The sequence below is a fragment of the Salinicola sp. CPA57 genome, from assembly GCF_003206035.1.
Taxonomy (GTDB): domain Bacteria; phylum Pseudomonadota; class Gammaproteobacteria; order Pseudomonadales; family Halomonadaceae; genus Salinicola; species Salinicola socius.
Genome location: NZ_PZJR01000011.1, coordinates 43,098 through 67,858, shown reverse-complemented (window position 1 = coordinate 67,858; position 24,761 = coordinate 43,098). Strand labels below are relative to the sequence as shown.

19 protein-coding genes and 5 tRNA genes are annotated in these 24,761 nt (G+C 62.1%); 10 read left to right on the top strand and 14 right to left on the bottom strand.

What is annotated here, in order from left to right; translation table 11 throughout:
* Positions 1–370: 370 nt before the first annotated feature.
* The 6 genes from DOM36_RS12520 to DOM36_RS12495 all read right to left on the bottom strand — a co-directional run bounded on the left by DOM36_RS12520 (position 371) and on the right by DOM36_RS12495 (position 1,794).
* Positions 371–447, bottom strand: a tRNA-Asp gene (locus DOM36_RS12520).
* A gap of 4 nt (positions 448–451) precedes the next feature.
* Positions 452–528: transfer RNA gene (locus DOM36_RS12515), tRNA-Val, on the bottom strand.
* 45 nt (positions 529–573) lie between these two features.
* A tRNA-Asp gene (locus DOM36_RS12510) sits at positions 574–650 on the bottom strand.
* 119 nt (positions 651–769) lie between these two features.
* Positions 770–846: transfer RNA gene (locus tag DOM36_RS12505), tRNA-Asp, on the bottom strand.
* Positions 847–915: 69 nt separating this feature from the next.
* Positions 916–991, bottom strand: a tRNA-Val gene (locus tag DOM36_RS12500).
* Between the two features lie 77 nt (positions 992–1,068).
* The gene (locus DOM36_RS12495) at positions 1,069–1,794 is read right to left on the bottom strand and encodes an alpha/beta fold hydrolase (protein ID WP_083942029.1); all 726 of its coding nucleotides are present in this window, start codon (positions 1,792–1,794) and stop codon (positions 1,069–1,071) included.
* 171 nt (positions 1,795–1,965) lie between these two features.
* Here DOM36_RS12495 and hpxO point away from each other — a divergent pair, with 171 nt between their 5' ends.
* A complete protein-coding gene (hpxO, locus tag DOM36_RS12490; protein ID WP_110643281.1) occupies positions 1,966–3,138 on the top strand; it encodes an FAD-dependent urate hydroxylase HpxO in 1,173 nt (390 codons plus the stop codon).
* Between the two features lie 82 nt (positions 3,139–3,220).
* Here hpxO and ttcA read toward each other — a convergent pair whose 3' ends face one another.
* From ttcA to DOM36_RS12475, 3 genes are all read right to left on the bottom strand, one after another.
* Complete coding sequence (gene ttcA, locus DOM36_RS12485) at positions 3,221–4,075, bottom strand: tRNA 2-thiocytidine(32) synthetase TtcA (protein WP_110643280.1); 855 nt, start codon at positions 4,073–4,075, stop codon at positions 3,221–3,223.
* Between the two features lie 75 nt (positions 4,076–4,150).
* Positions 4,151–4,768 (bottom strand): 3'-5' exonuclease, encoded by a 618-nt coding sequence (locus DOM36_RS12480; RefSeq protein WP_075571478.1) that lies wholly within the window; start codon positions 4,766–4,768, stop codon positions 4,151–4,153.
* A gap of 11 nt (positions 4,769–4,779) precedes the next feature.
* The gene (locus tag DOM36_RS12475) at positions 4,780–6,597 is read right to left on the bottom strand and encodes a DUF294 nucleotidyltransferase-like domain-containing protein (protein ID WP_110643530.1); all 1,818 of its coding nucleotides are present in this window, start codon (positions 6,595–6,597) and stop codon (positions 4,780–4,782) included.
* A gap of 762 nt (positions 6,598–7,359) precedes the next feature.
* Between DOM36_RS12475 and DOM36_RS12470 the strand changes: the two genes are divergently transcribed.
* From DOM36_RS12470 to DOM36_RS12455, 4 genes are all read left to right on the top strand, one after another.
* Positions 7,360–7,620, top strand: a complete 261-nt coding sequence (locus DOM36_RS12470) for a DUF4212 domain-containing protein (RefSeq protein WP_075571477.1) — start codon at positions 7,360–7,362, stop codon at positions 7,618–7,620.
* A gap of 6 nt (positions 7,621–7,626) precedes the next feature.
* Positions 7,627–9,408, top strand: a complete 1,782-nt coding sequence (locus DOM36_RS12465; RefSeq protein ID WP_110643279.1) for a sodium:solute symporter family protein — start codon at positions 7,627–7,629, stop codon at positions 9,406–9,408.
* A gap of 92 nt (positions 9,409–9,500) precedes the next feature.
* Positions 9,501–10,016 carry a hypothetical protein gene (locus DOM36_RS12460; protein WP_075571475.1) on the top strand — a complete coding sequence of 172 codons (516 nt, stop codon included), beginning with the start codon at positions 9,501–9,503 and terminating at the stop codon, positions 10,014–10,016.
* A 93-nt stretch (positions 10,017–10,109) separates the two neighbouring features.
* Entirely contained in the window at positions 10,110–14,075 is a 3,966-nt protein-coding gene (locus DOM36_RS12455) for a NahK/ErcS family hybrid sensor histidine kinase/response regulator (RefSeq protein WP_110643278.1), read from the top strand.
* 54 nt (positions 14,076–14,129) lie between these two features.
* Here the strand turns inward: DOM36_RS12455 and rpoD are convergent, their stop codons facing one another.
* The 3 genes from rpoD to rpsU all read right to left on the bottom strand — a co-directional run bounded on the left by rpoD (position 14,130) and on the right by rpsU (position 18,655).
* Positions 14,130–16,007, bottom strand: a complete 1,878-nt coding sequence (rpoD, locus tag DOM36_RS12450; RefSeq protein ID WP_279626554.1) for an RNA polymerase sigma factor RpoD — start codon at positions 16,005–16,007, stop codon at positions 14,130–14,132.
* A 311-nt stretch (positions 16,008–16,318) separates the two neighbouring features.
* Entirely contained in the window at positions 16,319–18,226 is a 1,908-nt protein-coding gene (gene dnaG / locus DOM36_RS12445; RefSeq protein WP_075571472.1) for a DNA primase, read from the bottom strand.
* A 213-nt stretch (positions 18,227–18,439) separates the two neighbouring features.
* Entirely contained in the window at positions 18,440–18,655 is a 216-nt protein-coding gene (gene rpsU, locus DOM36_RS12440) for a 30S ribosomal protein S21 (RefSeq protein ID WP_071231491.1), read from the bottom strand.
* A gap of 315 nt (positions 18,656–18,970) precedes the next feature.
* On the opposite strand from rpsU, the gene tsaD reads away from it, so the two are divergent.
* On the top strand, positions 18,971–19,999 hold the full coding sequence (gene tsaD, locus DOM36_RS12435) for a tRNA (adenosine(37)-N6)-threonylcarbamoyltransferase complex transferase subunit TsaD (RefSeq protein ID WP_075571471.1): 1,029 nt from the start codon (positions 18,971–18,973) through the stop codon (positions 19,997–19,999).
* Here the strand turns inward: tsaD and DOM36_RS12430 are convergent.
* Positions 19,980–20,657, bottom strand: coding sequence for a glycerol-3-phosphate acyltransferase (locus DOM36_RS12430; protein WP_232823822.1), 678 nt, complete (start codon positions 20,655–20,657; stop codon positions 19,980–19,982). The genes tsaD and DOM36_RS12430 overlap by 20 nt on opposite strands.
* A gap of 160 nt (positions 20,658–20,817) precedes the next feature.
* On the opposite strand from DOM36_RS12430, the gene folB reads away from it, so the two are divergent.
* The 4 genes from folB to DOM36_RS12410 all read left to right on the top strand — a co-directional run bounded on the left by folB (position 20,818) and on the right by DOM36_RS12410 (position 24,078).
* Entirely contained in the window at positions 20,818–21,171 is a 354-nt protein-coding gene (gene folB, locus DOM36_RS12425; RefSeq protein ID WP_110643277.1) for a dihydroneopterin aldolase, read from the top strand.
* Complete coding sequence (gene folK / locus DOM36_RS12420) at positions 21,171–21,731, top strand: 2-amino-4-hydroxy-6-hydroxymethyldihydropteridine diphosphokinase (RefSeq protein WP_075571469.1); 561 nt, start codon at positions 21,171–21,173, stop codon at positions 21,729–21,731. Before folB ends, folK begins: the two co-directional genes overlap by 1 nt.
* A 94-nt stretch (positions 21,732–21,825) precedes the next feature.
* Entirely contained in the window at positions 21,826–23,370 is a 1,545-nt protein-coding gene (locus DOM36_RS12415; protein ID WP_075571468.1) for an ATP-binding protein, read from the top strand.
* A 15-nt stretch (positions 23,371–23,385) separates the two neighbouring features.
* Complete coding sequence (locus DOM36_RS12410; protein WP_110643276.1) at positions 23,386–24,078, top strand: response regulator; 693 nt, start codon at positions 23,386–23,388, stop codon at positions 24,076–24,078.
* Between the two features lie 46 nt (positions 24,079–24,124).
* Here the strand turns inward: DOM36_RS12410 and DOM36_RS12405 are convergent, their stop codons facing one another.
* The gene (locus DOM36_RS12405) at positions 24,125–24,664 is read right to left on the bottom strand and encodes an O-acetyl-ADP-ribose deacetylase (protein ID WP_110643275.1); all 540 of its coding nucleotides are present in this window, start codon (positions 24,662–24,664) and stop codon (positions 24,125–24,127) included.
* Positions 24,665–24,761 lie beyond the last annotated feature (97 nt).

Here is a 24,761-nt window from a genome sequence, read left to right as displayed (position 1 = left end):
AATCGGATCCACTCATGTCGAGGCGCACACCGCCGGCAGCGGTTTCAAACGCGCGTATGAGGACCAGTGTAACGAAAACCACGACGAGAGCCATTCCACCAAAGCGGTAGCACCGCACGGGTGACATCGAGCGCAAGGATAGGCGTGCAAAGACAGACAGGAGCGACGATTCGCCCGACAGACGGAGGCGGGACCATGGCAAAGGACAGCGGAGAGTATCGAGAACTTCAGAAGTCGAAGCGCAGAACACCGCGGTTATCGCGGTAGCGCCGGACTACGAGGCGTGAAACGTATTAAATGCAGCGAAGCGTGAAACGTATTGAATGCAGCGAAGCGTGAAACGTATTGAATGCAGCAGAAGACGTCGATATGGCGGACCGGACGAGACTCGAACTCGCGACCTCCGGCGTGACAGGCCGGCATTCTAACCAACTGAACTACCGGTCCGCTATGGTGGGTGGTACGGGACTCGAACCTGTGACCCCCAGCATGTGAAGCTGGTGCTCTAACCAACTGAGCTAACCACCCAAACGTCAAACGATTCAATACCACAAATACGACCAGTGCGAAGCGTGGCGGACCGGACGAGACTCGAACTCGCGACCTCCGGCGTGACAGGCCGGCATTCTAACCGACTGAACTACCGGTCCACTCTGTGCATCAAGAATTCATGTCGAAACAAGGACCCCTGATACGAACTACGCAACTAGCGAACTGCCCCACCTGCAATGATATCGCATACCTTGACGGCGTGAGAAAACTGATGGAATGGCGGACCGGACGAGACTCGAACTCGCGACCTCCGGCGTGACAGGCCGGCATTCTAACCGACTGAACTACCGGTCCGCAGACTCCAACGCTTTTCCCGCTACTGCGACTTGCAACACGTGATACCCGAGCATCATGAAACCATGATGGTGGGTGGTACAGGGTTCGAACCTGTGACCCCCAGCTTGTAAGGCTGGTGCTCTCCCAGCTGAGCTAACCACCCGTGGTCACGTGGCGCTGCATTTTACCTGCGGCCGGTTGAAAGTCAACAGCTTTTCACGCCGCTTTTCTTCATCTGGATCATTCACTTGCGCCCAGCCGCCGCGCCACGTGGCCAACAGCTTCATCGATCAATGTGGACTGCGTCTGCAGATGGCGCTTAGGGGCCTGCCAGTCGTGGTCGCCGCCCTCCATGAAATGACACTCGACCTGCGCCGGAAAATCATAACCCTCGACCTCGTCGCGCCGCCCGAACGGGTCACGAGTTCCCTGGAACAGCAGCAGTGGGCAGGCAATCCGCGACCAGTGATCGAGTCGCAGCCGGGTGGGTTTGCCGGGAGGATGAAACGGATAACCACACAGAACCAGGCCGGCCACCTCGGTTTGTGTCGCCAGCAGGCTTGCCACTCTTCCCCCCATGGACTTGCCGCCAAGCCAGAGCGGCGTTTCCCCATCGAGTGTCAGCAGCGTCCGTTGCCATTCGGCCAGTTCCGTCACCAGCGTCTCGATTCTGGGCGGCGGTCGACGCCTTCCTTCCCGGCGCATGGTCGTCATGTAGCCGAACTCCACCGCGACGACCTGGATACCCCTCGCGGCCAGGCCCCGACGCAGTCGGGCGAGAAATTCGGAGTCGTGTCCGGCACCAGCGCCATGGCACAGGATCAACCGGGCAGACTTGGCCACACCCTCGACGACGAATCCGCCGATAGCGGTTTCATGACGTGAGCTATCGCCCGCTTCAAGCGCCTTGCGCAACCTTTCGCGATCCTGGATCTCGAGTGTCGGCCCTATCACCACCTTGGTCATCGCTTTGCCTTGTCGAAGAAACCTTGTCGAAAAAGATGACACCAGCCTGGTGTCGATTCCAGAGATGGCTACACCGGCATTCCCAGCGGGTATCTTTTTTGCGTAGGATGACAAAACCTGATCGATCGGTCAGATTCGACCGAGCCAACGATAACAATTTCAGGACAACTCATGGCTTTGAACATTCTCGTGATCGGCGCCGGCATGGGCGGGCTGACCGCGGCCCTCGCGCTGCAGCAATCAGGCCACCGGGTCGAGGTCATCGACCGCGTCGCCGAACTTCGCCCGGTCGGCGCCGCCATTTCGGTCTGGTCCAACGGCGTGAAGGTACTCAAGGCACTGGGCGTGGGCGACGCCGTGGAACTGGCCAGCGGCCGCATGAACGCCATGGCCTATTATACCCGGGACGGCGAGCCCCTGACCCGGTTCGGCCTGCAGACGCTCTATGACCAGGTCCGCCAGCGTGCCTGCCCCATCGCCCGGGCGACCCTCCAGCAGCTGCTGCTGGACGCCGTGGGAGAGGACAGTGTCACGCTGGGGCTGGCCTGCACGGATTACCGCCCGGACGCCGGTGGCATCAGCGCCGAACTCGCCGACGGTTCGACCCGCCGGGCGGACCTCATCGTGATCGCTGACGGCACCCATTCACGACTTCGCGAGCGTGCGCTGGGGCGCTCCGTCGAACGCCGCTACTGCGGCTACGTCAATTGGAACGTCCGCGTATCGGCAACGCCGGATCTGGCTCCGCTCGAGAACTGGGTACAATACGTTGGCGATCATCAGCGCGTGTCGATGATGCCGATGAGCGGCGACCCCGCCAACCCGGAGTTCTATTGCTTCTTCGACGTTCCCCTCCCGGTCGACACACCGAATGACCCAACGCGTTATCGTGACGAACTCGCACGCCATTTCGCCGGCTGGGCGGAGCCGGTGCAGAAGTTGATCGCGCGTTTCGATCCCGCCGCGATGGCCCGCGTCGAAATCCACGACATCGAACCGCTGGACACGCTCGTCGGCGAGCGTGCCGCGATTCTGGGTGACGCCGCCCATGGCATGGCACCGGATCTGGGCCAGGGTGGCTGTCAGGCAATGGAAGACGCGTGGGTGCTGGCCCGCGCCCTGGACGAGGCCGACAACGACATTGCGACGGCGCTGAAGAGCTATGACGAGAATCGAGCGGCACGCGTGGGCGAGATCGTCCGCCGCGCGCGGCAACGCGCCGACACCACCCATGGCGCCAATCCCGACACGACACGGGCCTGGTATGCCGAGCTGGCCGAGGAAGACGGCACTCGCATCATGGGCGGGATGCGCAAGACGATCCTGGGTGGCCCGCTAGGCTGACATACCGACGGCCTGCCGGATGACCGACAGGCCGTGGAGAAGGTCGCGACCCGAGGGTCAAGGATTGCACCAGAAACCGGGTTCAGGCCTCGCGGGCGAGCAGATCGAAGGCATCGATCCGCGTTTCCTGTCGCTGGCGCTGCTTGGCCTCCAACCCTTCGAAGTCGAACAGACTGCGATCGGCGAGCTGCGAGGGGGCGACGTTGGTCACCGCCTTGAACATGGTCTCCAGCCGCCCGGGATGCTTGACCTCCCACTCCGCCAGCATCTCCTTGACCACCTGGCGCTGCAGGTTGGGTTGGGAGCCGCACAGGTTACAGGGGATGATCGGAAACGCCATCTGCCGCGAAAATTCGGCAATGTCGGCCTCGCGGCAGTAGGCCAGCGGTCGGATGACGATGTTCTTGCCGTCGTCCGACAAGAGCTTGGGTGGCATCGACTTGAGCGAGCCGCCAAAGAACATGTTGAGAAACAGCGTCTCGAGGATGTCCTCGCGATGATGCCCCAGCGCCACCTTGGTCGCGCCGATCTCTTCGGCGAAACCGTAGAGTGAACCGCGGCGCAGACGCGAGCAGAGCGCGCAGGTCGTCTTGCCTTCGGGCGTTTTCTCCTTGACCACCGAATAGGTGTCGCGCTCCAGGATGTGGTAATTCACCCCCCTGGCGTCCAGGTATTCGGGCAGCACGTGCTCGGGAAACCCCGGCTGCTTCTGGTCGAGATTGACCGCCACCAGCTCGAAATCGACCGGCGCGTTGCGCTGCAGATTCATCAGGATCTCCAGCATGGTGTAGGAGTCCTTGCCACCGGACAGACACACCATCACCTTGTCGCCTTCATGGATCATCCCGTAATCGATGATCGCGTTGCCGACCTGGCGACGCAGGCGCTTCTGCAGCTTGTTGAACTCGTACTTCTGGGTAACGGTAGATGCTTGCATGGGTCGAACGACACAGATGGGTATGAAGGCGCGCTCATGCTATCACTGCACCCGGCGACTTGCGATGCTCCCTCGCTAACTTGCCGCCAGTGCACCCTTCTTCAGGCGTACGTACATCAAGGCCGTGGTCGTCGCATCACCGAGGGCGGTATGACGGCCCATCACCGGGACATTGAGCGCCTCGGCGACCCGCTCGAAATTCATCGTTGGCTCCAGCTGCGGCCGCGTCCGATGCATTTCGCGACGATAGAGCCGTGCCACATCGACGCATGGATTGGGCAAACCGAAGCCGAACAGGGGGCGCAGCTGGCGGTCGATGACCGCCAGGTCGTAATCGACACACCAGCCCAGCAGCGGCCGGTTGCCAATGAAGTCGAGGAACTTCTCCAGCGCTTCTCCCAGCTCGTCGCCATCATTCAGGTCGACCCCGCGCAGGCGATGGATCTTGATGGAGTCGCCGTGGAGGCTGGCCGGCGGCTGGAGATGCAGATCCAGCGAGTCGCTGGTCATCACCCGTTCGCCCTTGATGCGCACTGCGGCGATCGAGACCAGTTCGGCGGTCCTGGTGTCGAGGCCGGTGGTCTCGCAGTCGATGGCCACCAGCTCGTCACCGGCGTAGGGGCTGAACAGCCAGTCATAGCGGCCATGCCCCTGGCGGCGTCGATCGGCCGCACGGCGTAACGAACGTATCATCGCGGCCCTCGTCAGTATTCCAGATGAAAACGGTGCGTCAGACGCTGCTGGAAATCCTTGACGATATGCAGCGCCTGGCGCAACAGGTCGCGCTCCAGCGAGGACAGGGCCTGAACCACGACCAGATTGGGTTCGTCGCTGTTCTGCCGTCCGTCGAGCCGGGTCAGCTGTTGCTTGAGGCGCAACTCGATGAATAGCGCCAGCGCCTCGCCGAGATCCGCGGCAAAGTCCGCTTCCAGCCGTCCCTGTTCGGCCAGCGCCGCCAGCCGGGCCAGGGTCGATGTTTCGTCGATACGACATTCCAGCGCCAGGGTGCGCACCCCGTGCACGATCGGAAAGATGCCGCCTTTCTTGATGTCGATACCGTGTCTGGGTTTCTTGAGCGTGCCGAACAGGGTCAGCGGCGCGGCGAAATGCAGCGCAGCCCGAGCCAGGTAGGAGAGCAGCAGTTCATCGTGGGAGCAGCTGTCGAAGAGATATTCGCGTAGGCGATCCAGCAGACGGGTGTCGCCGGCCACGCCACGGGCATCGAGCATGATCGCGAGGTTCATCAGCGACGCCTCGTCACGGCGTTCGACCCAGCGCGAGACCGTCCTTCTCCAGCCGCTCTCACTGTCTACCCAGGCAGGGTTCGAGACCATGATGTTGCCCGGACACGGTGGGTAGCCCAGCGTGTAGAGCGTTTCGGTGAAACGCTGCATGGCCATCGCGCGATCGGGCCAATCGCTATCGTCGGCAACGATCAGTGCATTGTCCTGATCGGTCTTGAGAATCTGTTCGCCGCGTCCTTCACTGCCCATCACCAATAGGCAGCTCTGGACGCGGTAGCGAGGGTCGATGAGAAACTGATAGGCCTTGTCGACGATACGTCCGTTGAGCGCCGCCAGCAGGTCCATGACAAAACGGAGCTTGATCCCCTGGGCCATCAGTGCCTGGACCAACGCCGGCAATCGAGCGCTGGCACGAGCCAGAGCCTCGAGATCGCCGGCCTGCTCGAGCTCGAGACTGACCATGTAGGAGCGGCTCGAGAAGTAACTGAGCACATCGGTCAACTCCACCACGCCGACCGGCAGATCCCGCTCGACCACTACCACCCTGGCCACCTGATGCCGAGTCATCTGCACCAGCGCTTCGAACAGATACTGATCGGGACCGGCGGATACCAGCTCGAAGTGGGCAATGGTGACGACCGGACGCGCCTGCGTCGCGCCCTCCATGACCAGGGCATTGAGCAAATCGGTCTTGGTCACCACACCGAAGCGACCGTTGTTGCCGACCAGCAGACTATCGGCATGGCTCTCGTTGAGCCGGTTGACCGCCGCGGCAATACTCGTGGTCGACTCGACGATCAACGGGGCTCGCATGCACGCGCTGACCCGAGCCAGCATGAAACCCGCCATGTTCACGCCACTCTCGGCGCGACGCTCGGCTAGCAGGCGGGTCTTCTGCGCCAACCCGCGCCGGAAGAATTCGGCGAACGCCGGGTAATCGCAGCAAAGCTGCTCGAAGAGTGACCAGGGCATCGCATAGCAGAGGCTTTCCTGCTCCACCTTGAAGCGATATCGGCTGGTCCCTTTGAGAATGCTGATAGCGCCGAACAGGTCACCAGCCGTGTAATGGGCAATGCGCGCCTGATCGCTCGGCGCGTGTGGATCGAGCTCCGCGATCTCACCCTTGTGAATGATGTACATGAACTCACCGGGCTGGCCGGCATCGAGAATGATCTCGTCACGACTGAAATAGAGCAGATCGACGCCACGAACCACACGCTCACGTCCGCTGTCGTCGAGCAGCGTGAAAGGCGGCTGGGAAAGGTCCATATCGACCATCATGCGGCTCCCGCCATCGCAATGGCACACCCTTGTCGGGGATCCGGCAGCGAACGAGCCCTTCAAAGGCGCGCTCGAACTGCCACATCGTCTCAGTTACGAAAATTCACTCTTGAAAAGCACCATACCGTGGATGCTCAAGCAAAGACGCTATCGACAGCGCTCCCGAACGCTTCCGACATTTCTGCAGCACTGTTTTCGGGGTGACTTCGACACCACTTGCACTTTCTCTTATTTTTGTTTTCGAGCTTATTATAAATTAACGAAACTCACTGTCTTTTTATTTCGTAATGACTCGCTATTTTACAGCAAAAAACAGACTATCGATCTTGGCCGCTCCGCCAGACCGGGCGACGCGAATTCATGACCAGACCATTGTCCTATAGACATCGGCCAAAATTTTAACCACAGCTTTATTTACAGCTAGTCAACTATCTACAACTATTATTCAGCCATTCCGACGATACTAAGGTAGAAGATTTAACGCCTTGTTTTCGTTGCCCAATATTGCTATTGAGTAACGCAGGGCAATCGCCCGTCGATAAAGCATCCCGTCGACGAGCCATGGCGCCAATCAAGAGCGACTGGAGTCGCCATAAAATGAGTGATCGAAAAGTGCCAATCGGTCGAACCTCCCCGCGCAAAATTCGTATGCATGCGAATCACTCACGATGAATACAGTTTGTCGATGAACGACCGACCTACCGGGCAAACATAAACTCAAAGCCACTTCCCACCTTCAATGACGCGGAGAACGATAACATGGCAGATGACAAATCCAACGCTGCTGCCTATTGGAAGGCGAACCTTCGCCTGATAACCGGCTGCCTGATTGTCTGGGCGCTGGCATCCTATGGCTGCGCCATTCTGTTGCGCCCCCTGCTCGCCGGCATATCCGTCGGCGGTACCGACCTGGGTTTCTGGTTCGCTCAACAGGGATCCATTCTGATCTTCATCGGCCTGATCTTCTTTTATGCCTGGAAGATGAACCGACTGGACAAACAATTCGGACTCGGGGAGTAAGCCTGCATGAGTCAATTTGCGATCAACGTTCTCTTTGTCGGGGGCTCCTTTGCCATCTACATCGGCATTGCGATCTGGGCCAAGGCCGGTTCGACCAAGGACTTCTACGTCGCTGGCGGCGGGGTACACCCGATCACCAACGGCATGGCGATCGGCGCCGACTGGATGTCCGCCGCCTCGTTCATTTCCATGGCGGGCATCATCGCCTCGGCAGGTTATGGCGCCTCCACCTTTCTGATGGGCTGGACCGGCGGCTATGTGCTGTTGGCTCTGCTGCTGGCCCCTTACTTGCGCAAGTTCGGCAAGTTTACCGTCCCCGAGTTCATCGGCGACCGGTTCTACAGCAAATCGGCGCGCATGGTAGCGGTGGTCTGCCTGATCGTGGCCTCGCTCACCTACGTCATCGGCCAGATGGCCGGAGCCGGCGTGGCCTTCTCGCGCTTTCTGGAGGTCGACGCGACAACCGGTCTGATCATCGCCGCTATCGTGGTGTTCTTCTACTCGGTTCTGGGAGGGATGAAGGGGATCACCTATACCCAGGTGGCGCAGTACATCGTGCTGATCATTGCCTACACCATCCCGGCGGTGTTCATTTCACTGCAGCTGACCGACAACCCGATACCGCCTCTCGGCCTGTTCTCCGATCACAGCGCCTCCGGCGAGCCCCTACTGAGCAAGCTCAACGAAGTCGTTACCGCACTGGGCTTCAATGAGTACACGGCGATGGTCGACAACAAGCTGAACATGGTGTTGTTCACGCTATCGCTGATGATCGGCACCGCGGGCCTGCCGCATGTCATCATGCGCTTTTTCACGGTGCCCAAGGTCTCCGACGCGCGCTGGTCCGCCGGCTGGGCCCTGGTGTTCATCGGCCTGCTCTACCTGACGGCGCCGGCCGTGGCCTCGATGGCCCGCCTCAATCTGGTGACCACCATCTACCCGGACATGGCCGGCCAGGTCGAGAACTACGAGGACGCTGCCGCCAACCCCATCGCTTACGCAGATCGTCCAGACTGGATCCGGACCTGGGAAGAAACGGGGCTGATTAGCTTCGAGGACAAGAACAACGACGGCAACATTCAGCTCTACAACGACACCGCCGATTTCTCCAACCGCGGCTGGCAAGGCAACGAGCTGGAGGTCAGCAACGATATTCTGGTCCTGGCCAACCCCGAAATCGCCAATCTGCCCGGCTGGGTGGTCGGTCTGATCGCGGCGGGGGGCCTGGCTGCAGCACTATCCACCGCGGCCGGCCTGTTGCTGGCGATCTCCTCGGCGATCAGTCATGACCTGATCAAGGGTGCGATCAATCCGAAGATCACCGAGAAGGGCGAACTGCGGGCAGCGCGCATCTCGATGTCCGTCGCGATCGTCGTCGCCACCTATCTCGGCGTCAATCCTCCCGGATTCGCTGCCCAGGTCGTGGCACTGGCCTTCGGTATCGCCGCCGCCTCGCTTTTCCCCGCGCTGATGATGGGAATATTCTCCAAACGAATCAACAACAAGGGCGCGATTGCCGGCATGCTCACGGGCCTGATCTTCACCCTGGTCTACATCTTCGTCTACAAGGGCTGGTTCTTCATTCCGGATACCAACAACCTGCCGGACACCGAGGCCAACTGGGTACTGGGCATCTCGCCACTATCCATCGGTGCGGTCGGCGCCATCCTCAACTTCGTCGTGGCCTACGTGGTTTCCAGCGTCAGCGAGGAGCCACCCCAGGAGATTCAGGATCTCGTCGAGAGCGTGCGCTATCCCAAAGGGGCTGGTATCGCGATCGATCACTAAGCGACAATGCACTCCTGACGAATCAGGCCAGCTGGTTTCAATCGAATCGGGCTTCCCAGCGGGAAGCCCGATTCTTTGAGCAAGGACTCACTATGATATGGCATTTGGTTGCCGCCGCCGTCGCGGGCCTGGGCGCCGCAGGCGTGGCATTGCTGCTGCGCGCTCTCAGCGGTAAACGTCTGCCGCGCTGGATCATTCCGGTCTGCGCGGGATTGGGCCTGATCGCCTATCAGATCAACTACGAGTACGACTGGTATGGTAACAAGGTCCAGCAGTTGCCCGACTCGGCACAGGTAGTGTCGGCCGAGCAGAGCCGGATGCCATGGCGCCCGTGGACGTACCTCTACCCGCTGACCACGGCGTTCAGCGTGGTGGACCGGGACAAGCTGGTGGAATCGCAGGCCGGAGGCGAGCGCCTCGTCGAGTTCATACTCTACCGCTTCGAGATGCAGTATCGCGACGTGCTGACACATCAGGCGTACCTGATGAACTGCAGCGCCCGCGAGAGCGTGCCGCTCATCGGCGACAGCCGCCAGCCCGACCTCGACCGCCTGCGCCACCTCGCCAGCGACGACCCGCAACTCGAGGCGGTCTGTACCAAGAACTGATCCAGCACGGCACCATTGTCATCGAGCCCGGCATCGCGGCTGCCCTCGAGGTTGGCGTTGCCCTGGAATGGCCGCAGGTCAAGGGAGAGAATCATGTTTCAAGGCGGGTTACTGATCGTCGTGGCACTGCTCTATGTCGCCACGCTGTTCGCCATTGCCTGGCGCGGGGATCGTCATGCCAGGCGTCATGGGCCCGCGAGCCGCCGACCGATCGTCTACAGCCTGGCGCTGGCGGTTTACTGCACGTCATGGACCTTCTACGGCAGTGTGGGGCAGGCCGCGACGTCGGGCTGGTCGTTCGCCAGTATCTTCGTCGGTCCGGTGCTCGCCTTTCTCCTGTTCTGGCCCGTCATCACCAAGATGATTCGTGTCGCCAAACGTCAGAACGTGACGTCGATCGCCGACTTCATCGCCTCCCGCTATGGCAAGTCGCAGTCATTGGCGGCATTCGCCAGCCTGATCGCGCTGATCGGGACGCTGCCCTACATTGCCCTGCAGCTGAAGGCGGTTTCCACCGCTTTCCAGGTGATGACCAGCGATGGCAATGCGATCAAGGCCCCCATCGTCGACGACACCGCCTTCTACATCACCATCTTCATGGCGGCCTTCGCGATTCTGTTCGGCACCCGGGACACCAATGCCACCGAGCACCATGAAGGATTGATCCAGGCCATCGCCTTCGAATCGGTCGTCAAGCTGGTGGTTTTCCTGGTTCTGGGCGCCTACGTCACCTGGGGCATGTTCGACGGTCTGGGCGAGCTGCTGACGCGTGCGGATACCTACCTGAAGCTTCAACAGCAACTGACCGAGCAGAACTTCGATACCAGCTTCTGGACCCAGACACTACTGGCGATGCTGGCGGTCTTCTGTCTTCCTCGTCAGTTCCACGTCACGGTGGTCGAGAACACCCACACCGACGATGCCAAGCGGGCACGCTGGCTGTTCCCCGTCTACCTGGTGGCCATGGGCTTCTTCGTTCTGCCCCTGGCCGCGGCCGGGCTCTCGCTGTTCCCCGGAGAAGGGCTCTCTCCGGACAGTTACGTACTCGCCCTGCCGATCGTTGCCGACCAGCCGTGGCTGGCGATGATGACCTTCGTCGGCGGTCTCTCGGCCGCCACCGGCATGGTGATCATGGCCGTCGTTTCCAACGCCATCATGATCTCCAACGAGATCGTGCTGCCGGCCCTGTTCCGACTGCGCTGGTTCGAAAAGAAGCCCCGCGACTACGGCCGGCTGGTGCTGCGCGCCCGCCGGCTCACCATTCTCGTCATTCTGGCCCTGGCCTACCTGTTCTACCAGCTGGTGGCCGAATACAGCTCGCTGGCGGCGACCGGACTGCTGTCACTGTCGGCCGTGGCCCAGTTCGCGCCGGCACTGCTCGGCGGGCTCTACTGGAAGCGCGGCAATCGCCTCGGCGTGGTGACCGGGCTCAACGTCGGCTTCGCTATCTGGGCCTATACCCTGCTGATGCCAGCGCTGATCCAGGCCAATCTGCTGCCGGAGGCGTGGCTGGTCGGTGGTCCGCTGGGGGTCGAATGGCTCTCTCCGCTGCATCTGTTCGGCCTCAACGTCACCGACAGCTTCGCTCATGGCGCGATGCTGTCGCTGGGCTTCAACCTGTTCTTCTACATCTTCATCTCGCAGCTGACACCGCAACGGGTCGTGGAGCGCATCCAGGCCTCGCTTTTCGTCGACAGCATCGAAACCCGCCAGACCACGGTCAATCGCCCCTGGACCGGCGCCACCACCATGGGCGATCTCAAGGTGCTGTGCGAGCGCTTCCTGGGCAAGGCACAGGTCGAGCGCGCCTTCGAGGACTACGCCCGGCGTAACGCCAAACCGGTGGACAACAACACTCGGGCGTCGATCGACGTCATCCAGTTCACCGAGCGCCTGCTGGCCTCGGTGCTCGGGGCATCGTCGTCACGCATCGTGGTCAACTCCGCGCTCCAGGGCCGGGGCATCGGCATTTCCGACGTCATCTCGATCGTCGACGAAGCCTCACAGGTGCTGGAGTTCAACCGGGCGCTGCTGCAGGCGACCATCGAGAACATCAATCAGGGCATCGGAGTGGTCGACCAGAACCTCAACCTGGTGGTCTGGAATCAGCGTTATCTGGAGATCTTCCGCTTTCCCGACAACCTGATCCGCGTCGGCACGCCGATGGAAAAGGTGTTCCGCTACAATGCCCATAACGGCGAGTACGGCCCGGGCGATCCGGAGGAGCACGTCGAGCAGCTGATCGAAAACATTCGCAGCGGCCAGCCCCATCGCTACGAACGCTACCGTCCCGACGGCTCGGTGCTCGAGGTGCTGGGCAACCCGATGCCGGGAGGCGGTTTCGTCTACACCTACCAGGACATCACCCAGCAGAAGCGCACCGAGGAAGCGCTGATCCGTTCCGAGAGCAATATCCGTATCTATACCGACAACGTGCCCGCGCTGATCGCCTACTTCGACAAGGAGTGCCGCTACCTCTTCACCAACCGCGCCTATGAGGCCGAGATGGGAATCGACCGAAACGCGGTGATCGGGGAGCGAGCGGACAACGTGCTGCCGGCTCAGACGGCGCGCCAGCGCACGCCGTGGATGAAGCGCGCGCTGAGCGGCGAGCGCGTCACCTTCGAGATCTCGCTCGATGACGGCGACGGCGGCATCCGCTACATGCTGGTGACCTATACCCCCCACTTCGGCGAGGGCGGGCGCATTCTCGGTTTCTTCGCGCTCTACCAGGACATCACCGAACGGCGGCTGGCCGAGATCGCGCTGCGTGAAACCAACGAGAATCTCGAGGAGCGGGTGCGCGAACGTACCCAGGCGCTGTCCGAGGCCAACGCGGCACTGCGTCAGGAAAACCGGGTCCGCGCCGAGGCCGAGCAGGCCCTGCGTCAGGCCAAGCAGACCGCCGAGGATGCCAACGCCTCGAAGACACGCTTTCTGGCCGCCGCCAGCCATGACCTGCTGCAACCGCTGAATGCGGCGCGGCTATTCACCTCCGCCCTCGGCCAGCAGATCGATCATAGCGATCACAACCGCACCATCGGCCACATCGACAATTCGCTGCAGGCCGCGGAAGAGCTGCTGGGGACGCTGCTGGATATCTCCAAGCTCGATGCCGGCGCGCTGACGCCGCGTCGCAGCCAGTTCCCGCTGGCAGACATTCTGCTGCCCCTGCGAGCCGAGTTCGAGGTGATGGCAGATGACCGCGGCCTCGATCTGGACGTGGTCCAGACCAGCCTGTGGGTCGACAGCGATGCCCAGATGCTGCGCCGCATCGTGCAGAACTTCCTCTCCAACGCCCTGCGTTACACCCAGCAGGGTCGAGTCCTGCTGGGCTGTCGTCGTTACGCCGGTCGCGTGGTGATCGAGGTCTGGGATACCGGACCGGGCATCCCGGAATCCAAGCTGAGTGAGATCTTCCAGGAATTTCGGCGGCTCGATCAGGCCTCGCGCCACAAGGAGAGCGAGCGCGGCCTGGGCCTGGGTCTGTCGATCGCCGAACGCATGAGCCGGGTTCTCGATCATCCGATCCTGGTGCGCTCCCAGGTCGGCCTGGGTACCGTTTTCTCTGTCTCGGTCCCGATGATCGCCGATCGACGCGGCGCCGCCACTCCCGAGGACACCGCATCCACCAAACGTGTCAGCAACAAGCTGTCGGGCACGCGCATCCTGTGCATCGACAACGAGCGTCTGATCCTCGAGGGCATGAAGGCGATGCTGGAAGGCTGGGAGTGCGAGGTCTATACCGCCACCTCGATCGGCGGCGCCAAGTCGGCGATTCGCAACATGGGCGGCGATCCGGACGCGATTCTGGCGGATTACCATCTCGACAACGAGGTCACCGGCATGATGGCGCTGGAGGCGCTGGAAGAACTCTGCGAGCAGGCCGTCCCCGGCATCGTGATCACCGCGGACCGGACCGAGGAAGTGGCCGAGGAGATCAAGCGCGGCGGCTACCAGATACTGCTCAAACCGGTGCGTCCCGCCGCCCTTCGCGCGTTGATGACGCGCACGCTGCAGGCGAGCCGCGCAGAGAGGCTGTCGGGGGACGACGGCTAACAAAAAACCCCGGCAACCTGTCGATTGCCGGGGTTTTCAGATTTGGTCAGAGACCTACTCGTCGAGGAACGAGCGCAGCGGCTCGGAGCGCGACGGATGACGCAGCTTGCGCAACGCCTTGGCTTCGATCTGACGGATACGCTCACGGGTGACATCGAACTGTTTGCCGACCTCTTCCAGCGTGTGGTCGGTGTTCATGTCGATACCGAAGCGCATGCGCAGCACCTTGGCTTCGCGTGCGGTCAGGCCGCCCAGCACATTGCGGGTCGCCTCGATCAGACCCTCGCCGGTGGCGGAGTCGATCGGCAGCACCATGGTGCTGTCCTCGATGAAGTCACCCAGGTGCGAATCCTCGTCGTCGCCAATGGGCGTCTCCATGGAGATCGGCTCCTTGGCGATCTTGAGCACCTTGCGCACCTTGTCTTCCGGCATCTCGAGGCGTTCGCCCAGCTCTTCCGGCGTCGGCTCGCGGCCCATCTCCTGCAGCATCTGACGCGACACGCGGTTGAGCTTGTTGATCGTCTCGATCATGTGCACCGGGATACGAATGGTGCGAGCCTGGTCGGCGATGGAGCGCGTGATCGCCTGACGAATCCACCAGGTGGCATAGGTCGAGAACTTGTAGCCACGGCGATACTCGAACTTGTCCACCGCCTTCATCAGACCGATGTTGCCTTCCTGAATCAGATCCAGGAACTGCAGACCACGATTGGTGTACTTCTTGGCGATCGAGATGACCAGACGCAGGTTGGCCTCGACCATCTCCTTCTTGGCTCGACGCGCCTTGGCCTCGCCGATGGAAAGACGGCGATTGACCTCTTTCAGCTGACCGACGCTGAGCAGCACCATCTCCTGCTCGAAACCGATCTTGCGCTGGGCGCGCTGCACGTCGCCGCGGAACGGCTCGAGCCGATCGGAATACTTGCCGTTCTTGCCCAGGAATTCGTCGAACCAGCTGACGGACGCTTCGTTACCCAGGAACGAGCTGATGAAGGTCTTGCGCGGCACCTTACCCTGCTTGACGAACACCTGCATGATCGCCTTTTCCTGGCTGCGCACCTGATTGACGCTGATCCGGACTTGGCCGACCAGACGCTCGAAGTGCTTGGGCGACAGCTTGATCGGCGAGAAAAGCACGGCCAGACGCGCCTGCTCGGCATTGGCTTCTTTGGAGCCACGCCCATGCTTGGCGATCGCCGCCTTGGCGAGTTCGTTCTGCTCACGAATCTGCTCGAAACGGACTCGCGCCTCTTCGGGGTCGGGACCGCCCTCGCTGGCGCTATCGTCGTCTTCACCGTCTTCGCCGTCTTCGTCATCGTCGTCGCTGATATCGGCTTCGACTTCTTCCGGCATCTCGACTTCGGCGACACCGGGAATCCCCTCGTCGGGATCGATGAAGCCGGAGAACAGGTCGGACAGGCGCCCAGGGGCCTCCTCGTCCTGAGTCTGGTCGTAGACGCCAAGAATGGAGTCGACCGCCCCGGGCAGATAGGCCAGGGAGGACATCACTTCCCGCAGCCCCTCCTCGATGCGCTTGGCAATCAGGATTTCGCCTTCGCGAGTCAGCAGCTCCACCGTTCCCATCTCGCGCATGTACATGCGCACCGGGTCGGTGGTGCGCCCGACATCACTCTCCACCGCTGCCAACGCCGCAACGGCTTCTTCAGCCGCGGATTCGTCGGTGGAGTCGTCGGACATCATCAGCGTGTCTTCGTCAGGTGCCTCCTCGACGACATTGATCCCCATGTCATTGATCATGGAGATAATATCTTCCACCTGATCGGGATCAGCGATATCTTCGGGGAGGTGATCGTTCACTTCGGCATAAGTCAGGAAGCCCTGCTCTTTGCCGCGTGCGATCAACTCCTTCAAACGTGACTGCTGTGCATTTCCAGCCATAGAAACCCTACTCGACGAAGAAGAATGAAGCACCTGGGGTGACGGCGCGACGCCCCAAAAGCCGGCTAGTATAGCGCGCCCCCGCTTTTTGCTGCCAGCTTCTATTACCTTGCCTGCCAGGTGTGCTAGTGTGCTTGGTTAACCTATTTGGTGGCGATCGCCGCCATTTCAACCTTTCGACCGCCCTGTCGATTGACCACTTCGTGCTTTCCCTGCGAGTAGCCTTGATCTTTTCCGGTCAATTCCGGTCTTTCTCGTTCAATTTCGGTCTTTCTCGGTCAATTCCGCTCTTTCTCTTACCGTCTCGCGACCCATGGATAATGATGCCGCGACACTCACGTGACTTACGATCCTTCGGCCAGCTTGCCGATCAACTCTCGCAGACGCTGCTTCTCTTCGCTGCTGAGCGCGCCCGGCTGGCGACTCTTTTCCAATAACTGACGGTACTCTTCCGCCGGCGTCAAACGGGCGCTCTGGCGTTCGAGATAGCGCACCCAGTTTTCCAGCTCGCTGGCCCGGACATCACGCGGGATCTCCAGTTCACGTCGCGCCAGCTGGTCGAGACGCTCGCCGTCGGCGCTACCGTGAAAATGGGCCAGCAGCACCTGGGGGCTGCGATAACGGCCAGCGCGCAGCAAATGCACCACTTCACGGCACAACTTGCCGTCCGGCATCTCGACCGGGCACCATTCCAGTGTTTCCGGTAGACCGTCGACCAATCCCGGCTCGTGCAACAGTAGATGCAATATGCGCGCCGGAATGCTCAGAGAAAGCGTAGCAGTTCCCACGCGAGATGCCGGAAGTCCGCGCTGCCTTGCATAATTATTGCCATTATCGACCGCCATGGCGGGGTCTGAAGCGGCATCGTCGTCGCCATCCGACGACATCATCAACGCTTCATAGCCAGCGGTGTCCGCGGTCATAGCCGGGCGTGGCGCGGGAACCGCGTGCTTCTCGAACCAGTCGGCAAACTGCGACGGCTCGATCCCGCTTCGCACCGACAGCTCCTTTAGCAAGAGCGACTTGAGTACGCCCTCCGGCAGATGCTTGAGCGCGTCCAGCACCGCTGTCACGAAGCGTTCACGACCTTCCACCTGCTTGAGATCGCGCCCTTCCGCCGCCTGCTCGAACAGAAATTCCGACAGCGGACTGGCACAGGTGATCCGGTTCTCGAACGCCTCCTGCCCCTCCTGACGTACCAGCGTGTCCGGGTCCTCGCCCTCGGGCAGGAACAGGAAGCGCACCTGACGTCCGTCGATCATCGACGGCAGGGCCGTCTGCAGCGAGCGACGCGCGGCCTGACGGCCGGCATTGTCGCCATCGAAGCAGAACACCACCTCATCCACGAGCCGAAACAGTCGCTGCAGGTGATCGTTCGTCAGCGCCGTACCGAGCGTGGCACAGGCATTACGAATACCGAACTGCGCCAGTGCGACCACATCCATGTAGCCCTCGACCACCAGTACCCGCGAGAGCTGCCGATTGGCCTGGCGCGCTTCGAACAGCCCGTAGAGTTCACGCCCCTTGTGAAAGACCGGCGTTTCCGGCGAGTTCAGGTACTTGGGCTTGGCGTCGCCCAGCACCCTACCGCCGAAGGCAATGGTGCGACCCTTCCAGTCGCGAATCGGAAACACCACGCGATCGCGAAACCGATCGTAAGTGCGGCCGGTCTCCTCACGGTGGACCAGCAATCCATATTCGACCTGGACCGCTTCGCTGATGCCCTGCTCGAGCAGATAGCGCTTGAGCGACTCCCACTCATCTTCGGCGTAACCGACACCGAAATCGCGAATGATCTCCTGGCTCAGACCGCGGCGCTCGAGATACTCCCGTGCCTGACGTCCGCCACCGAGGGCCAGACGTTCGCGAAAGAAACGCGACGCCAGCTCCAGCAGATTGACGCCTTCTTCGCGCTTCTGCTGACGCTGACGCGCTCCCGGGTCTTCGCCACCGTCTCGCTCGACCTGCATGCCCGCCCGCGAGGCCAGCTGCTCGACCGCTTCGGGAAAACGCAGATTGTCGAACTCCATCAGAAACCGCAGGGCGTTACCGTGGGCGCTGCAGCCGAAACAGTGATAGAACTGCTTGTCGTGACTGACCGTGAACGACGGAGAATTTTCCTGATGAAACGGGCAGAGGCCGCTATGATTGCGTCCGCTCTTCTTGAGCTGCACCCGTTCGGAGATCACATCGACGATGTCGGTACGCGCCAACAGGTCATCGATGAAACGCTGGGAAATCTGTCCGGCCATATCGTCAGACGCTCTCGGAGATCCGCTCGCAGTTCAGGCTGCGAACTGCCATGCCTGTCATGAAGCGTGATTCGGCTGAAGATAGGACAGGCAAGAAGACACTGCTTTCGCCCCGCAGCATGTACAGTGGCGGCGGAACAAAAACAAACGGCCACCTGAACGGCGGCCGTTTGATCGTCCCTCTGGGGTGACCGAAGTCACCCGCAGTACAGATCAATACAAGCGTTCGAAACGCTTACGCTCACGCTGCAACTTCTTGGCGTGACGCTTCACTGCAGCCGCAGCTTTACGCTTGCGAACTGAAGTGGGCTTCTCGTAAGTTTCGCGACGGCGGACTTCAGAAAGAACTCCGGCTTTTTCGCAGGAGCGTTTGAAGCGACGCAGCGCGACGTCGAACGGCTCGTTATCACGTACTTTAACAGCGGGCATGAAGCACTCACCTACCTTGGGAATTGAGTTCGGTTTGAACGCACGCCCCTTTGAACGCACGACCCGAGAAATTCGAGAAAGCGTCACGCGAGGGGTTGAACCCCGGCGCTTCGCCATTCCGGATCTTCCCGGCCCAGATCTGCCTCACGAGATCGCTCGACAGTCGAGGACGTGTTAAAGGCGCACGACCCAGTCCTACAGAGCAGAGCATTCTAGTCGCGCCCTCGAACCAATGCAAATGGCTTTTCGACAGCGTAAACTAGCGCGCCTCCCGCTTCAGCCTTTCCTTCAACGACTCCGACGGATTATTCGACCATGCGCGTGCTGGGTATCGAAACTTCCTGCGACGAAACCGGCGTCGCGATCTATGACACCGACGCCGGGCTGCTGGCCGACGCGCTCTACAGCCAGATCGCGCTACACGCCGAATTCGGCGGCGTGGTGCCGGAACTCGCTTCCCGCGACCACACCCGCAAGCTGTTGCCGCTGGTCGACCAGGTTCTCGGCGAAGCCGGACTGACCAAGCACGATCTGGATGGCATCGCCTACACCGCCGGCCCCGGGCTGGTCGGGGCGCTGATGGTTGGCGCCTGCACCGCGCACGGCATGGCGCGCGCTCTGCATATCCCCGTGCTCGGCGTGCATCACATGGAGGGCCATCTGCTGGCGCCGATGCTGGAAGAGAATCCGCCGCCGTTTCCGTTCGTCGCCCTGCTGGTGTCCGGAGGGCACACTCAGCTCGTGGACGTGCGTGGCCTGGGCGACTATCGACTGCTGGGGGAGTCAGTCGACGACGCCGCCGGTGAAGCGTTCGACAAGGTCGCCAAGATGCTCGAACTGCCCTATCCCGGCGGCCCACAGGTGGCCGCACTGGCCGAGCAGGGTCGCAGCGAGCGCTTTCGCTTTCCCCGCCCGATGACCGACCGCCCCGGGTTGGACTTCAGCTTCTCGGGCCTCAAGACGCACACCCTGACCGCGCTGCACAAACTGCGCGAACAGGATGCGCTCGACGCCCAGGCACGCGCCGATGTCGCCCGCGCCTTCGAGGATGCGGTGGTGGATACACTGGTGATCAAGTGTCGCCGCGCGCTCAAGGAGAGCGGCCGGCAGCGACTGGTCGTCGCCGGCGGGGTCAGTGCCAATCGGCGCCTGCGCGAGGCGCTGGATACGGCGCTCGTCAAGATGGGCGCCCAGGCATTCTACCCGCGTGGACGTTTCTGTACCGATAATGGTGCGATGATCGCCTATGCCGGCGCGCAACGCCTTGCCGCCGGCCAGCGCAGCCAGACCCTGCAACCTCGCCCGCGCTGGCCGCTGGCGGAGCTCACTCCTCCCGAGGCCTGAACGGCTCCCGTCGACCGAGCTCGCGGCGATCGCTCAACGCGTCCTCTTCATCGAACGGATCGGCCAGGGCCGGTTCATGAGCCTCGCGCCGCCGCTCCCGCCACAGGCGAATGTTCCAGGCATGCCGCGCCAGTACCAGCAGAGAGAACACGCAGATCACGCCTGTCATCGGTGGCACCAGCCAGTAACTCAGCAGCGGTGCCATCAGCGCGGTGGCCAGCGAGGCCACCGCCGCCGTACGCACTCGCCAGGCCAGCAGGAACCAGCAGACCGCGCAGATCAGGGCCACCGGCGTCGCCAGCATCAGCAACACGCCGAATGCACTGGCGACGGCCTTGCCGCCGCGCCCCCGATGCCAGATCGGGCAACTGTGCCCGATCAGCACGCCGAATCCCACCAGCCCTTCTGCCCAGACCGATGGCGACACGCTGCCTGCCAACCACAGCACTGGCATCCCCTTGACCGCATCGATGATCAGCGTCAGCAGTGCCGGCCGCCAGCCGAAGGCCCGCAGTACGTTGGAGAACCCCGGGTTGCCGGACCCCGCCCAGCGCGGATCGCGCAGCCCCCAGGCGCGACAGACCCAGATCGCTCCCAGCAGCGAGCCGCTGAGATAGCCAGCCGCCACCAGCAGGCTGGTCGCAAGGATCGGTGGCAAGACGTTACTCCCCTTGTCCGCGCGGGCGGACCTCATCGAGAGCCCTGATTCTGCCACTCCCATCGCGTACAATCGATGCCACCTTGGCCGGTGCGTCGATCAGCAGTCACTGTGGATCGTCATCACCATTCAGAACAATCAGTCGTGATGGGGAGTTCGCGTGGATCAGGTATTGATCGAGGGCTTGAGCCTGGAGACAGTCATCGGCGTCTATGACTGGGAGCGCACGGTGCGCCAACGCCTGGAGCTGGATCTGGAGCTTCACACCGACATTCGCCCGGCAGCCCGGGGCGATGATCTGAGCCTGACGCTCGACTACGCCGCCATCTGCCAGCGTCTCGCCGACTACGCCAACGATAACCCGCATGGGCTGGTGGAAACCTTCGCCGAGCGCGTCGCTGCGCTGCTGATCGATGAATTCGGTATCCGTCGGCTGCGCCTGACCGTACGCAAGCCGGGCGCCGTGGCGGCCGCGCAGGCCGTAGGCGTTCGCATCGAGCGCAGCGCCGACTGATGCCGCTGGTCGTTCTCGGCCTGGGCAGCAATATCCGGCGCCACTATCATCTGACGCGGGCCCTGGACGCACTGGCGACGCTGGCTGGTCCGGCGCCGCTACAGCTCTCGCGGGTCTTCGAGAGTCAAGCGGTCGGTTTCGATGACGATCGTCCGTTCTACAACCTTGTCGCGGCGTTCGAGACCGAACGCGCTGCGGCGGCCATCGGTGATGACTGCAAGGCGATCGAGCGGGACAACGGCAGGCCCGCGGGGCCGACCAAGCTCATCGCCCGCACCCTGGATATCGACGTACTGCTGTGGGGGGATGCCGTCGGCCACTACGGCGATACGCGGCTGCCGCGCGAGGACATCCTGCGCTACGCTTTCGTACTGCACCCGCTGGCGGAACTGCTGCCGTCTCATCGACACCCCCTCGACGGGCGCACCTTCGCGGCGCTATGGGCAGCCTTCGACGCCGCTGATCAACCGCACCACGCCGTGGACTTTCCGTGGGGCGATCGCCTCGTTTCCCGTGCTGGCGCCCCTGAGGACAGGACCGGGACCATGAAGCCAGTGTAATCTCCATGATCTTTACCCATTGTCTGAACCATCACTGCTGCATTTGGAGACACACTCCCGGAGATCGACGCCACCCGTGAAAAAGCCGGATCTCATGTCCTCATCGTATAGCGGACGGCGTGACTGGCCACGACTGTCACGCCTCGGCATCAAACTGTTCGCCATCATCCTGATCACCAATGTGCTGATCAGCGGGCTGGTGTTCGTGTTCGTCTCGCGCAGTCTCGATCAGGGTTTCGTCAATTATCTCGAGCGCAGCCAATCGACACGCGCCGAAACCCTGGCCAACGCGCTGGGCGAACAGTGGACGCAACGCGGCAGTTGGCAGTGGCTGCGCGACAATCCCCGTGCGTGGCAAAGCCTGGTTCGCAGCCAGCTCTGGTCGAGCGAAAAGCGTCCGCCCAGCGGTATCGATCGCCAGCTTTCCGATGCCCGCGGCTACGTGCTGCTCGACGAGTTGAGCAATCCGGTCATCGGCGAACCGTTGCTCAAGCCGCCGCCTCAGGATCTCGACCTCGACATGCCCCCGCCGCCGGAGCCGCACTTCGTGCCGATCCGCAGTGGCGACAAGCTGGTCGGCCAGCTCGGTTATCTGCCCCCGGAGCGCTTGATGGCGCGGATGGATCAGATATTCCTCGAACGTCAGCAGCGCAATCTCACGATCATCGTCGTCTCGCTGTTCCTCGCCTCCCTGCTGCTCGCCGGCGGACTCGCCTGGTGGCTGGGCCATCGCGCCCGACTCATGACGCTGGCGACCCGGCGACTGACCCTGGGAGACTACAGCGTGCGCCTCTCCGAGCGCGGCCGTGACGAGCTGTCGCGCCTCTCCGCGGATTTCAATCAACTGGCCGAAACGCTGGAGGCCAGTCGCCGCGCGCGCCAGCGCTGGGTCGCGGATATCGCTCATGAGCTGCGCACACCGCTGGCCATCCTGCGCGGCGAGATCGAAGCCATGCAGGACGGGATACGACCGCTGTCTGTGGATAATCTGGGATCGTTGCAGCAGGAGGTCGACCAGCTCGGTCATCTGGTCGAGGATCTACGCCTGCTGGCCCAGAGTGACGCCGGGGCACTGGACATGCATCTGGTGCCGGTGGATCTCGAAGAGTCGCTGATCCAGCGTCTCGAAGACAGCCAGCTACGGCTGGAAAGTCACGGCCTGACGCTCGAGCTCGATGCCGAACCCCTCTGGGTGAGGGCCGACAATCAGCGCTTGCGTCAGTTATGGGACAATCTGCTGTCCAACACCATTGCCTATACCGACAGCCCCGGCGCCCTGCGGGTCACGCTGAAGCGCCGCGGCGATCAGGCGGAGGTCATCTGGGAAGATACTTCTCCCGGCGTGCCGGAGAACGAACTGCCGCGCCTGACCGAACGGCTGTACAGAGTGGAAGGATCACGCAATCGTCGCAGCGGCGGCAGTGGCCTGGGCCTGTCGATCGCCAATGCACTGATCGAGGCCCAGGGGGGAACGCTGGTGCCCTCGGCGTCATCACTGGGCGGTTTACGCTGGACGCTGAGGTTCCCGCTGGATCTGCCCGCGGTCCCTGCGATCGCCCCAGCCGCCGAGCTATCCGGCGGCCGGTCCCGCGCACGATCCCCGGATGCCTCCCAAGAACACGGCAGACATGCCAACTGACCTGGAGCCGGTTTGATGAACGACACCATTCTGATCGTCGAGGACGAACCCAAGATTGCACGGCTGGTCGCCGACTACCTGTCGAAAAGCGGCTATGCGTCCGATCATATCGACCACGGCAACGCGGTCATGGAGTGGCTTGAGGAAAATCAGCCGATGCTGGTCCTGCTCGATCTGATGCTGCCCGGCACCGATGGCCTCACACTGTGCCGCCAGATCCGCGAGCGATTTCCCGCGATACCGGTGATCATGCTGACCGCTCGCGTCGAGGAAGTGGATCGGCTGCTGGGACTCGAGCTGGGAGCCGACGACTACATCTGCAAACCGTTCAGTCCGCGTGAAGTCGTGGCCCGCGTCAAGGCGGTACTACGCCGAAGCTACGGCATCACCGGCACCGAGGAAGCCATTCCCGAAGGCGATCGCCTGACGCTGGACGAAGACGGCTGGCGCGCCATGGCGGGACGCGAGGATCTGAATCTCACCGCTGTCGAATTTCAGCTTCTCAAGGTGATGATGCACAGCCCGGGGCGGATCTTCTCCCGCGACCAGTTGATGGATCACATGTATCGCGACCATCGCATCGTTTCCGAGCGTACCGTCGACAGCCACGTCAAGAAGCTGAGACGCAAGATCGCCGATGTCTGGCCGGACCGGGACATCATTCGCTCGGTCTACGGCGTCGGCTACAAGTATCAGCCCGAAGAGTGACGTTCCCTCGGCGGCCGTCCCGGTAACGACGTTTCCCGGGGTGACACTATCCGTCGAAGGCGTGGTTCAGAAATATCTCGGCATCCGCCGCCGAAAAGAACATCAGCGTCACCGTAAGATCGGGGATCGCGGGTAGCGTATCGCGCATCACGGCAGCCACGATGTTCGCGGCGGCCTCGGCAGGGTAGCCGTAGATGCCGGTCGAGATCGCCGGAAACGCCAGCCGCGTGAACTGATGTTTCTCCGCCAGGCGCAGCGCATGACGGTAGCAATCGGCCAGCTGGGAGGAGCGATCCTCGGACTTCGCGAAGACAGGCCCCACGGTGTGGATGACATGGGCGACCGGCAGACGAAAGCCCGGCGTCATCGCGACTTCGCCCACCGGCAATCCATCCGGCCAGGCCGTACGTCGCAGCGCTCGGCAGGCCTCGAGGAGTCCGGGCCCCGCCGCTCGGTGGATCGCGCCATCGACGCCACCTCCGCCTTGTAGACTCTTGTTGGCGGCATTGACGATGGCATCCCCCTCGAAACGGGTGATATCACCTTCGGCGACGATCAAACGATCGTCCTGCCAGTGAATCTTCATCGCACACCTCCGACGGGTCACGGACACGGGGTCGGCAACACGTAAAAGGCTGGCAACGAACGCGTCGTTGCCAGCCCGTGTTGCCGACCCGTCATTG